The organism is Pseudoflavonifractor sp. 60, from assembly GCF_009911645.1.
Classification (GTDB): Bacteria; Bacillota; Clostridia; order Oscillospirales; family Oscillospiraceae; genus Lawsonibacter.
Window position 1 is genome coordinate 1 of sequence record NZ_QWKI01000218.1, and the last position, 11,692, is coordinate 11,692.

The following is an 11,692-nucleotide window of genomic DNA, read 5'->3' on the forward strand; positions in this document are numbered from 1 at the left end:
TGGCATCACAAGGTGGAACTGCCCTGGCCCGCTTTGCAAATTTTCTCTGCTTTACGAATTGAAGGATTCAGATATCAACCCCTTGTAAATTGGAAACGTCTGCTCTATAATAGGGCTGTACCCAGATTGGAACGGAAGAAATTTTATGTAAAGGAGATTGCTATGACAGCCACAGAAAAAAAGCAGCTGACGGCCACGGCCTGCAAGGTGCGTATGGGCGTCATTGAGGGAACACACGGGGCTAAGGCGGGTCACCCTGGCGGAAGCCTGTCCGCCGCAGACGTCTTTACCTACCTCTATTTCAAAGAGATGAATATCGACCCCAAAAATCCCAAGGAGGAGGACCGGGACCGGTTTGTCCTGTCCAAGGGCCACACCGCGCCGGGACTGTACGCCGCCCTGGCCCACCGGGGCTTTTTCCCGGTGGAGGACCTGCCAACCCTGCGCCACATTGGCAGCTACCTCCAGGGCCACCCCAACATGAACACCGTCCCCGGTGTTGATATGTCCACCGGCTCTCTGGGCCAGGGGATCTCCTGCGCCGCCGGTATGGCGCTGGCCGCCAAGCATCTGGGCAAGTCCTGCCGGGTCTATGCCCTGCTGGGTGACGGCGAGCTGGAGGAGGGCCAGGTGTGGGAGGCCTTTATGCTGGCCCACCAGTACAAGCTGGATAACCTGTGCGCCGTCATCGACAACAACGGCCTTCAAATCGACGGCAAAATTGACGATGTAATGAGCCCCTACCCCATTATGGACAAGCTGAAGGCCTTCGGCTGGGAGGTCGTGGAGATCGACGGCCACGACTTTGACCAGATCGAGTCCGCCTTCGCCCGGGCACGCCAGACCAAGGGGGGCCCCACCGCCATTGTGATGAAGACCACCAAGGGCAAGGGAGTCAGCTACATGGAGGACCAGGCCGGCTGGCACGGCAAGGCCCCCAACGACGAGGAATACGAGATTGCCATGACCGAGCTGCGGGCCCGGCTGGCGGAAGTGGAGGGGATGTAACATGGCGGACGTGAAAAAAATTGCAACCCGTGACAGCTACGGCAACGCCCTGAAGGAGCTGGGCGCCCTCCACGATGACCTGGTGGTCTTCGACGCCGACCTGGCTGGGGCCACCAAGACGGCCACCTTCAAGAAGGCCTTCCCCGACCGCCACTTCAACTGCGGCATCGCCGAGGGCAACATGATCGCCGTGGCCGCCGGAGCCGCCGCTATGGGACTGGTCCCCTTTGCCTCCAGCTTTGCCATGTTCGCCGCCGGGCGGGCCTTTGAGCAGGTGCGCAACTCCATCGGCTACCCCCACCTGAACGTGAAAATCGGCGCAACCCACGGCGGCATCTCGGTGGGTGAGGACGGGGCCTCCCACCAGTGCTGCGAGGACTTCGCCCTCATGCGCTCCATCCCCGGCATGGTGGTTATGTCCCCCTCCGACGATGTGGAGGCCCGGGCCGCCGTCAAGGCCGCCTATGAGCACCAGGGGCCGGTCTACCTGCGCTTTGGCCGTCTGGCCGTCCCCGTCTTCCACGACGAGGCCACCTTTCAATTCGAGATTGGCAAGGGCGAGGTCCTCCAGGAGGGCAACGACATCGCCATCATCGCCAACGGCCTGCTTGTCAACGAGGCGGTCACAGCGGGCAAGGCCCTGAAGGAGGCCGGGATCAGCGCCCGGGTCATCAACCTGTGTACCATCAAGCCCCTGGACGAGGAGCTGGTGCTGAAAGCCGCCCGGGAGTGCGGGAAAATCATCACCTGTGAGGAGCACTCCGTTATCGGCGGCCTGGGGGAGGCGGTGTGTTCCCTGCTCAGCGAGAAGTGCCCCACTCCGGTGCGCCGCATCGGCGTCAACGACGAGTTCGGCCACTCCGGCCCCGCTGCCGCCCTGCTCAAGCAGTTTGGGCTGTCCGCCGAGCACATCGTCGAGGTGGTCCGGGACTTCTGCGGCAAGTAAACGCCCCCCAATGACACAAACACGGAACGTCTGAGACGTTCCGTGTTTTTGCTCAATTGCGCAGTAAAACAGGCTGGAGCTGCCGCCCCTCCAGCGCCGCCTGGGCAGCGTCGGCCACCTGGGAGAAGTCGGCCACCAGAGAGGTGGGCTTGTGCTCAAAGTCGTCCTGCCCAAAGGGGACAAAGTAGATGTATTTTCTGGGCAGCAGCGCGCCGATGCTGGCGGCAGAGGCGGCTAGGCCGTCGTTGGTGGAGGGGGCGATGACCAGGGGCCGCCCGTTGCGCAGGTGGGCCTTGGCCGCCATGGTGACGCTGGTATCGGTGACCCCCGCCGCCAGCTTGCCTAGGGTGTTTCCGGTGCAGGGGGCGATAATCAACAGGTCCAGCAGCTTTTTCGGCCCAATGGGCTCCGCCGCCTTCACATCGGCGATGACCCGGCAGTCACAAATCCGCTCCATCTCCCGCATCAGGTCGTGGGCCCGGCCAAAGCGGGTGTCGGTGTCCGCCACCACCTCGGAGACAATGGGAATCACCCGGGCGAACCGGGCCTTTACCTGCTCCAAAGCCTCCATGGCCTTGGCGTGTGTACAAAAGGACCCGCACACCGCGAATCCAACGGTTTTGTCTTCCAATTGAGAAACCTTCCTTTCGATTGGGAACTCCGCGGAGGCGGTCTGGGCTGTCGGTGTCCAACAGCTCAAAGGCCCGCCTCCCGCAGCATATTATAAATGGTGTCCTTAATGGCCGCGCCGGCGGTGACGGGGGCCACCTTTCCCGGCAGCGCCAGCGCCCAGACCACGGTGAGGCCCAGCTCCCCGGCGGCGGCCAGGTCCACGCCCCCGGGCTTGGAGGCCAGATCCAGAATCAGACAGTCGGGCTTGACGTCCTCCAGCTCCTCCCGGCCCAGGATCCGGTTGGGGACGGTGTTCACCACCAGGTCGTAGCTGCACAGCCAGCCCCGCAGGTGGCTCAGATGCTCCCCGCCGAAGCCCATGGCCTGGGCCCAGGCCAGCTGGTCATACTTTCGGGCGGCCACACTCACCCGGGCTCCCAGCGCCTGGAAACGCTGGGCGGTAAGCCGTCCCACCCGGCCAAAGCCAATCACCAGCACCTTTGCGCCGTGGATGGTAATGGGCAGGTGCTCCATGGCCAGCTGGACGGCCCCCTCCGCCGTGGGGACGGCGTTAGCAATGGCCAGCTCCTCCCGGGCAAAGTAGTCGTGGATGGTCAGGCCGCGTGCCCGAGCCAGTTCCTCCGTCTCCCGGTCCACCCGTCCGCCGCACAGAAACTGCCGGGAAGAAACCCGGTCCAGAACGGAGGTAAGGGGACACTCCTCCGCCGACAGAGGGGCGTTGAGCAACCCCTTCTCATTGGAAATGGTGAGGGGCAGAACCACACAGTCCGCCTTGTCCAGCCGGAGCAGCTCCGCCTCGGCAATCACATCGGGTCCGTCTGGCTCCCCCAGGGCAAAGGTGTGGACGCTGTGGCCGTCCTCCGCCAGCAGCTGGGCCAACCTGGCCTGGCGCAGGTCGCCGCCCACAACCCATATGTTCAGTTCATGTCTCATAAGCTCCCTCCAATACCGCCGGTCAGCGGCGGCGGGTTTCTAATTCATTGTATGGCCGGGCGGCGGCGGAGGTGCAAAAAACCGGGACATTCCGTCCCGGTCCGTGCCCTCGCTATTTGGAAAATACCTTATCCAGCTGGATGGCGCAGTCCTCCAGCACATTCACCTTGGCCATATCCTCCCGACCGTAGTCCTCCACGGGCAGCAGATAGCCGTTTTTCAGCAGCATCACCTGCACCGTCTGCTCCTGGGGATTGACAATCCAGTACTCCCGCACCCCGGCCCGCTGGTACAACTCCCGTTTGACAATCCGGTCCTGCCGCCGGGTGGAGGGGGACAAAATCTCAATCACCAGATCCGGCGCGCCCCGGCACCCACGGTCGTCCAGCTTGCCGGGGTCGCAGACCACCACAAGGTCCGGCTCCACCACCGTGGTCACGTCCTCGGGCCGGTCCCCCGCCTCCTCAAACAGCCGAACCCCGAAGGGGGCGTGGTAAACCTCACATTCCTTCCCGTCCAGATAACTGTGTATCTGCGCAAAAAGTTCCCCACTCACCTTTTGATGAATCCGCAGCGGCGGAGACATCATGTAGGCCTCCCCGTCAATCAGCTCATACCGCTCCTCGCCCTCCCAGTTCAGATAGTCCGCATAGGTATAACCCAGCTCTTCCGCTGGCAGTGCCATAGCGCACACCTCCTTCTTGCTGCCTCTATTATACCACAATTCCGCAAAAAGAAAAGCGGCAAATCAAAGAGCGCCCCTCCCAAGCCGGGAGGGGCGCTTTTGCATATTGGTATATGGCCCTTACTTGGCAGCCTTAGCGGCCTTGATGGCCTCGATGAGCAGCGGGGTGACCTTGAACAGGTCACCGCAGATGCCGTAGTCGGCGATCTCGAAGATGGGGGCGGTGTCGTTCTTGTTGACGGCGATGATGCACTCGGAGTCCTGCATACCGGCCTTGTGCTGGATCGCGCCGGAGATGCCCAGAGCAACATAGATCTTGGGGTGGACAGTCTTGCCGGTCTGGCCCACCTGATGGTCGGCGGACAGCCAGCCGGAGTCGATGGTGGCACGGGAGCCGCCCACGACGCCGCCCAGTACCTCAGCCAGCTCCTCGGCCAGCTTGATGCCGCCCTCCACGTCCTTGGAGATGCCGCGGCCCACGGAGACCACCACGTCGGCGCCGATCAGGTCCACCAGCTTCTTGGCGGCCTTGACCACCTCCACAACCTCGGTCTGCATATCGGCCTCGGTAAGGGTGAAGTTGGGCTTAATGATCTCGCAGGCGTCGGCCTTGTTCTGGTCGAAGGCGGCCTTCTTCATCACGCCGGGGCGGACGGTGGCCATAGCGGGACGGAACCGGGGGCAGATGATGGAGGCCATCAGGTGGCCGCCGAAAGCGGGACGGGTCATCTTCAGGTCACGGGACACGTCGTGCTTCTGGCCCAGCACCACGGCGTGGCTGGTGGCGTCGATGCGCTCGGGAGCCAGGGTGGAGTTGGCCTTCAGGAAGTCCTTGTAGATGCCCATGTCCACGTCCAGGTGGGTGCAGTCGGCGCACAGGCCGGTGTGCAGGCGGGCGGCGCACCGGGGGCCCAGGTCACGGCCGATGTTAGTGGCGCCGATGAGCATGATCTCGGGCTTGTACTCCTCGATCACGTCGCAGATAACCTTGGTGTAGCCGTCGGTGGTGTAGTTCTTCAGCAGGGGGTGGTCGCAGACGTACACGCCGTCGGCGCCGTAGCCGCCCAGCTCCTTGGCGATGCCCTCGATGCCGTCGCCCAGGAGGATGCCGTACAGCTTGGTGTCCAGCTCGTCGGCCAGCTTGCGGCCCTCAGAGATCAGCTCATAGGAGGTGGGCATCATGCTGCCCTGGCGCTGCTCGCAGAATACCCAGACGCCGCCCTTGAACTCGGCGACTGCGGAACTGTTAAAAGTAGACATATCAGTTTATCTCCCTTCTCAGATCATATGCTTGGCGGCCAGGATGCCGGCCAGCTTCTCGCAGGTGGCCTTGTCAGCGCCCTCCAGCATCATGCCGGCGCCCTTCTGGGGGGGCGTGAAGGAGGTCAGGATGTTGGTGGGGGAGCCGCTCAGGCCGATGGTGTCCTTGTCGATGAAGGGATGATCCTTCAGGGTGTTGTAGTCGAAGATCTCATAGGGCTTGGAGTAGCACTCGAAGACGCCGCCCACGCTCATGTACCGGGGGGTATTCAGCTCCTTGATGCAGGTGATGAGGCAGGGGGTCTTGACCTTGATGGTCATATAGCCGTCCTCCAGCATCCGCTTGACGGTGATGGTGTCCCCCTCCTTGGTGATCTCGGCGGCGTAGGACACCTGGGGCAGGCCCAGCTTCTCGGCAATCTGGGGGCCCACCTGGGCGGTGTCGCCGTCGATGGCCTGACGGCCGCACATGACGATGTCGTCCTTGTCCACGCCGATCTTGTCGATGGCGGCGGCCAGGATCTGAGAGGTGGCGTAAGTATCGGAGCCGCCGAACTCCCGGGCGGACACCAGGATTGCGCGGTCCACGCCCCGGGCCATAACCTCCCGGAGCATTCCCTCGGCGGGCGGGGGGCCCATGGAGACAACGATAACCTCGGCGCCGGTCTGCTCCTTCAGCACCAGAGCGGCCTCAACGGCGTTCAGGTCGTCGGGGTTGGTGATGGCGGCCATGGAGGCCCGGTTCAGGGTTCCGTCGGGATTGACGGCCACCTTGCCGGAGGTATCGGGGACCTGCTTGACACAAACAATGATTTTCATTTTGATCTGCCTCCTATCTTATTTCACGCCCATGTACTTGGCAATGACCATCCGCTGAACCTCGGAAGTGCCCTCGTAGATCTCGGTGATCTTGGCGTCGCGCATCATACGCTCCACGGGGTACTCACGGGTGTAGCCGTAGCCGCCGAACAGCTGCACGGCGCGGCGGGTCACGTCGGAGGCGGTCTCAGCGGCGAACAGCTTAGCCATGGAGGCCTCCTTGCTGTAGTCGCCGTGCTCCTGCTTCTTCATAGCGGCGGCGTAGACCAGGTGCTGAGCGGCCTGGGTGCGGCACTCCATGTCGGCCAGCTGGAACTGGGTGTTCTGCATCTGGCTCAGGCGCATCTTGAACTGGACGCGCTCCTGGGTGTACTTGACGGTCTCCTGAATGGCACCCTCGGCCAGACCCAGGGCCTGGGAGGCGATGCCGATACGGCCGCCGTCCAGGGTCTGCATGGCGATCTTGAAGCCGCCGCCCTCTTTGCCCAGCAGGTTCTCCTTGGGGACCACGCAGTCCTCAAAGATCAAGTCGCAGGTGGAGGAGCCGCGGATGCCCATCTTCTTCTCGTGCTTGCCGGTGGAGAAGCCAGGGAAGGCCTTCTCCACGATGAAAGCGGAGATGCCCCGGTTGCCCTTGGACTTATCGGTCATGGCGAAGACCACGAAGGTGTCGGCCACGTTGCCGTTGGTGATGAAGCACTTGGTGCCGTTGAGGACATAGTCGCCGTTCTCGTTCTTCACGGCGGTGGTCTGCTGGCCGGAGGCGTCGGTGCCGGCGCCGGGCTCGGTCAGGCCGAAAGCGCCGATCTTCTTGCCGGAGCACAGGTCGGGCAGATACTTCTTCTTCTGCTCCTCGGTGCCGTGCTCAAAGATGGGGGCGCAGCACAGAGAGGTGTGGGCGGAGACGATGACGGCGGTGGTGCCGCACACCTTGGCCAGCTCCTCCACGCACATGGCATAGCTGAGCACATCGCCGCCGGCGCCGCCGTACTCCTTGGGGAAGTAGATGCCCATCATGCCCAGCTTGGCCATCTTCTCCACGGTCTCCATGGGGAAGCGCTCCTCCTCGTCGATCTCCTCAGCCAAAGGCTTGACCTCGGTCTCGGCGAACTCGCGGTACATTTTGCGGACCATCTCTTGCTCTTTAGACAGGTGAAAATCCATTTTGCAGTCCTCCTAGTTTAAATTCCCGGCCTTGAATGGGTTTTAATGGTTTGTTAGATTTTTAACAAAGAAAAACCGAAAAAAGAGCAACACGGGCCGGTCCCGGCGTTGCAGCACTTTATTCAAGGTCGGCATGGGATGCCTATACCATGAAAATTATATCGGGTTTTCTCTTCTAACGCAAGGGGGACTACCCCGATAAAATAAACAGTTTTTTGGCCTGTTTTTTGTGCAAAACAACGAAAGTGAAGGGCAGGCCTGTTTTTTTCTTCCATATTATTGACTGTAAAGGGGCTTGATAGTATATACTCGACTCAAATAGAAGAAAAAGGAGGGGGCGCAATGACCATCAAGGAGGCGGAGCTGCGTACCGGACTGGCCCGGGCCAACATCCGCTACTATGAGGACCAGGGCTTTTTCACCGCCGCCCGGGGAGAAAACGGCTACCGGGACTACTCAGAGGAAAATATTGACACCTTATTAAAAGTAAAGCTGCTGCGCCAGCTGGGCTTCTCCCTGGAGGAGATCCACGCCCTACAGCGTGGGGAGCAGGCTCTGCCCTCCGCCCTGGAGCGGCGGGAGGCGGGGCTGGAGCGGGAGAACCGGGAGCTGGCCCGGACCGCCCAGCTGTGCCGGGATATGCGCGCCGAGGGGACCGACTTCCAGACACTGGACGCCCGGCGGTACCTGGGCCGGCTGGAGCGGGAGGAGGAGGTCCTCTCCAAGGACCGGGACCCGGTGCGCGTCTTCTCCTGGCGGCGGTACTTCGCCCGGACTCTGGACATTCAGCTGTACACAACCCTGCTCGCCGTCCTTCTCCAGCTGACCTGCCGGCTCAACCTGCTCCGGCTGGAGGAGTCCGGCGGACGGTTCCTGCTGACTCTGGGGGGCCTGGCCCTGATGCTGGGGGCGGAGACGGTGATGCTCCACCTGTGGGGCACAACCCCCGGCAAAGCCCTGCTGGGGCTGAAGCTCCTCCGGGAGGACGGCAGCTTTCTCAGCTGGGAGGAGTCCGCCCGGCGCACCGGAAAGGTGACCGCCTTCTTCGGCCTCAGCCTGCTTCTGGCTGAAATCCCCCTGCTGATCTGCCCCCTGGCGGGGCTGGGGATGCTTATCTGGGCCTGCTGGCAGGTGGACCGCCAGCGGCCCCTGTTCTGGGAGGAGGACCAGCTCTATCTGGAGGGCAGCACCAAGGAGCGCCCCTTCTGGGACAACCGCCGGAACTATTTCCGGGTAGCGGGCTGGCTGGCGGCGTCGGCGGCCTGCATCGGACTGATGGTGGGGGGCCACTTCCTGGCCGCCCGGCCCCTCCACCCCGGAGATAATCTGACCGTGGAGGAGTTTGTAGAAAATTACAACCAGTACCGGGCCTTTGCCTACGGCGAGGAAAATCTGGCCCAGCGGCTGGCCCTGGACGGCTCCTTTGAGGATATCCCCCGAGAGGGCAGCTCCGTTGTGGTCATCCCCATCACCGGCTTTGACGGCATCCCGGACCCCTTCTTCCGCTTTGAACAGGGGGCGGACGGTCTGGAGCGGGTTACCTTGATCCACAGCTTTCAGACCCCGGACGCTCTGGGGGAGAGGGACAGCTACCTTGTCTCTGTCCCCTATGAGAAGATCTATGCGGCTATGCGGGCCCTCCTCTATGGCCGCCTGGGCGACCGGAAAATCTCCGCCCTCTACCAGGAGCTGGTGGAGGCGAAGGGGACCTTCTTCAGCAGCCAGGAGGGAGTTGAAATCGAAAGCCGGCTGTCCTTCACCGGATTTTATCTCTTCTCTGACGATATGCTTTTGGCGGAGAAGGGCCAGGCCCAGAGCTACCACCTGGAGTTTACCATGTCGCTGACATAAAAGCGGCAAAAATCCCGCCCCAAGAGGGGCGGGATTTCCATGTTCGCTTACTTGCTGTAGTCGTAGAAGCCCTTGCCGGTCTTGCGGCCCAGCAGACCGCCCCGGACCATCTTCCGCAGCAGCAGAGACGCCCGGTACTTGGAGTCGCCGGTCTCGTTGTACAGGGTGTCCATAATGGCCAGGCAGACGTCCAGGCCCACCAGGTCGCCCAAAGCCAGGGGGCCCATGGGGTGGTTGGCGCCCAGCTTCATGGCGGTGTCGATGCCCTCGGCGGAGGCCACGCCGGTGTACAGCAGGTCGGCGGCCTCGTTGATCATGGGGATGAGGATCTTGTTGACCACAAAGCCTGGGGCCTCGGCCACCTCGACGGGCTCCTTGCCGATCTCCTTGGACAGGTTCCAGATGACGTCAAAGGTCTCCTGAGTGGTGTTGGCCCCCCGGATGACCTCCACCAGCTTCATGTTGGGCACGGGGTTGAAGAAGTGCATCCCGATGACGGGGTGCTTCAGGCCCAGAGCCATCTCGGTGATGGACAGAGAGGAGGTGTTGGAGGCAAAAATGGCCCCCTCCTTGCACATGGCGTCCAGCTCGCCCAGCAGCTCCTTCTTGGTGACCATGTCCTCCTTGACGCACTCGATGATCAGGTCGGCGTCGGCAGCGGCGGACTTCTCCTCCACCAGCACATTGGCCATCAGGGCGTCCTTGGCAGCCTGGTCCATCTTGCCCTTGTCAACCCGCTTCTGGAGAGACTTGTCCAGATTGTCCTTGTGCCGCTGGGCGGAAGCCACGCTGCTGGCGTACATCAGGGCGGTGTGGCCCTTGGCGGCAAAGACCTGAGCAATGCCGCTGCCCATGGTGCCGGCGCCGAAAATCGCTACTTTCATAACTGTGTTCCTCCTAAATTATGTGATCGCCGGCCCCGCCGGCAGGGACTGGCCGGTTCCCCGGCCCCGCTCTCTTGCCTAACAGTATAACCGCTTTTCTTCCGGAACGCAAGAGGGGGCGGGGAAATTTTTGGAGGAGCTCAGGGTTCTGGTCTCTGGTCAAGCAGATTATGGTAGAGCTCGGCCGCTTCCGCGTGGTCCAGATTGCCGTAGACTCGGGTGATTGCCGTATTCAGCTCATAGGGGAAAAACAGGTTGGCAAACAATATGTCACTGCCGGTCTCCTCCCGCGCCTGAAGGGTAAAGCAATCCATACCCTCTGTGGACAATCCTTCATCCAAAGTCAGGGAGACGATCCGCCAGCCGCCGGGGTCGTTGGTGTAGTCGATCAGCCAGCGCAGCGCGTCGAAGTAGACGGGCATGGGCAGCTGGTCGGCGCCACTGGGGTCGGCGTAAAAGGTCTCGCCGGTCTCCAGCTGCCACATGGACCAGGGCTCCTCCTTGCCCCACTCAAAGTCCGGATTGACGGTGTAAACGTCCACTCCGCCGGGGGCCAGCAGGGCCAGATAGCTGCCCCGGTAGCTGTCATCCTCGCTGGGCCACCTCCGCGTGAGGCTCGGACCGTTAAATACAAACATCCCCGCCTCGCCGTAATACTGGCCGTTCATAAATCCGTTGAGGGTTAAGAGTACACAGTCCCTGCCCTCGTAGTCCCGGAAGGTGACCACATTGGGGACGCCCCCGTGGACGGAGTACTGGAACGTCGGAAAGTACATCTCCCCGCTCGCCTTGTCCATGGCGCCCAGAATCAGGGTGTTTTCCAGGTGGTCCTCCACGAAGACAACCCCCATAAGCCATCCGTCCTTCTCCATGGAGGCCAGCAGACTGACGGTGGGGACCTGGAATGGAGTGTCCTTCTCCTCCGCCGCCCGAAACAGGTTCTCTGCCAGCGTCCGCTCCACCTGGCTCAGAGGCTGTTCCCCCAGTTGATAGGTGACAGAACGGGGGGCGCTGTCCTCCGTGCTCCCCGTTGAGACGTTCTCCGGCTCGGCGGGGGCGTTCCCCTCCGGCTGGGCCACCTGGCAGGACACCAGATTGCCGCTCAGCAGGCAGAAGGCCGACACCAGGGCGATGAAAATCACCGGCGGCCGCTTCTTGGGCCCGCTCATAATGTGCTCCAGCCGCTGCTTCGTCTCCCGGGCGGAGCGAGACAGCGGGGTCGAAAAAGGTGTGTAGGGCAGTTTTGGATTCATGGGATGCTCCTTTCATTGATGGATGAATATCAGTTTTTGCGACCCGGGACGACAATCCCCCGCCCCGGTTCTAAGCAAGCGTTGCTCTGCTGACGGACAATCCCTCGCCCTCGCTACGCTCAGGGGCCCCCTTTCAAAAGGGGGCAAGCGGCTTCGCCGCTTGTGGGGCCCTGCGAAGCAGGGCCCATCCCTCGTCCCGCCCGCAGGCGGCCTGGCCCCTTTGAAAAGGGGCGGAGGCGAAGCCGGTGGGGATTGA

At 62.3% G+C, this 11,692-nt stretch carries 11 protein-coding genes; 3 read left to right on the top strand and 8 right to left on the bottom strand.

Features of this window, described 5'->3' with window-relative positions:
• The first annotated feature begins 162 nt into the window (after positions 1–162).
• Complete coding sequence (locus D1646_RS19950; protein ID WP_160638134.1) at positions 163–1,008, top strand: transketolase; 846 nt, start codon at positions 163–165, stop codon at positions 1,006–1,008.
• A 1-nt stretch (position 1,009) separates the two neighbouring features.
• Positions 1,010–1,954 (top strand): transketolase family protein, encoded by a 945-nt coding sequence (locus D1646_RS19955; RefSeq protein ID WP_160638135.1) that lies wholly within the window; start codon positions 1,010–1,012, stop codon positions 1,952–1,954.
• Between the two features lie 52 nt (positions 1,955–2,006).
• Here the strand turns inward: D1646_RS19955 and D1646_RS19960 are convergent, their stop codons facing one another.
• The 6 genes from D1646_RS19960 to D1646_RS19985 all read right to left on the bottom strand — a co-directional run bounded on the left by D1646_RS19960 (position 2,007) and on the right by D1646_RS19985 (position 7,448).
• Positions 2,007–2,585 (bottom strand): dipicolinate synthase subunit B, encoded by a 579-nt coding sequence (locus D1646_RS19960; protein ID WP_160638136.1) that lies wholly within the window; start codon positions 2,583–2,585, stop codon positions 2,007–2,009.
• 65 nt (positions 2,586–2,650) lie between these two features.
• Positions 2,651–3,520: a dipicolinate synthase subunit DpsA gene (gene dpsA, locus D1646_RS19965; RefSeq protein ID WP_160638137.1), complete on the bottom strand. Its 870-nt coding sequence runs from the start codon at positions 3,518–3,520 to the stop codon at positions 2,651–2,653.
• A gap of 112 nt (positions 3,521–3,632) precedes the next feature.
• A complete protein-coding gene (locus tag D1646_RS19970) occupies positions 3,633–4,205 on the bottom strand; it encodes a Uma2 family endonuclease (protein WP_160638138.1) in 573 nt (190 codons plus the stop codon).
• A gap of 120 nt (positions 4,206–4,325) precedes the next feature.
• Positions 4,326–5,465, bottom strand: a complete 1,140-nt coding sequence (gene acrA / locus D1646_RS19975; RefSeq protein ID WP_160638139.1) for an acryloyl-CoA reductase electron transfer subunit beta — start codon at positions 5,463–5,465, stop codon at positions 4,326–4,328.
• 18 nt (positions 5,466–5,483) lie between these two features.
• Entirely contained in the window at positions 5,484–6,284 is an 801-nt protein-coding gene (gene acrB, locus D1646_RS19980) for an acryloyl-CoA reductase electron transfer subunit gamma (RefSeq protein ID WP_160638140.1), read from the bottom strand.
• A gap of 18 nt (positions 6,285–6,302) precedes the next feature.
• Positions 6,303–7,448, bottom strand: a complete 1,146-nt coding sequence (locus tag D1646_RS19985; protein WP_160638141.1) for an acyl-CoA dehydrogenase — start codon at positions 7,446–7,448, stop codon at positions 6,303–6,305.
• 342 nt (positions 7,449–7,790) lie between these two features.
• Here D1646_RS19985 and D1646_RS19990 point away from each other — a divergent pair, with 342 nt between their 5' ends.
• On the top strand, positions 7,791–9,299 hold the full coding sequence (locus D1646_RS19990) for a MerR family transcriptional regulator (protein WP_160638142.1): 1,509 nt from the start codon (positions 7,791–7,793) through the stop codon (positions 9,297–9,299).
• A 47-nt stretch (positions 9,300–9,346) separates the two neighbouring features.
• On the opposite strand, the gene D1646_RS19995 is transcribed toward D1646_RS19990, so the two are convergent.
• Positions 9,347–10,183: a 3-hydroxyacyl-CoA dehydrogenase NAD-binding domain-containing protein gene (locus D1646_RS19995; protein WP_160638143.1), complete on the bottom strand. Its 837-nt coding sequence runs from the start codon at positions 10,181–10,183 to the stop codon at positions 9,347–9,349.
• A gap of 140 nt (positions 10,184–10,323) precedes the next feature.
• The gene (locus D1646_RS20000) at positions 10,324–11,436 is read right to left on the bottom strand and encodes a hypothetical protein (protein WP_160638144.1); all 1,113 of its coding nucleotides are present in this window, start codon (positions 11,434–11,436) and stop codon (positions 10,324–10,326) included.
• Between the last annotated feature and the right edge of the window lie 256 nt (positions 11,437–11,692).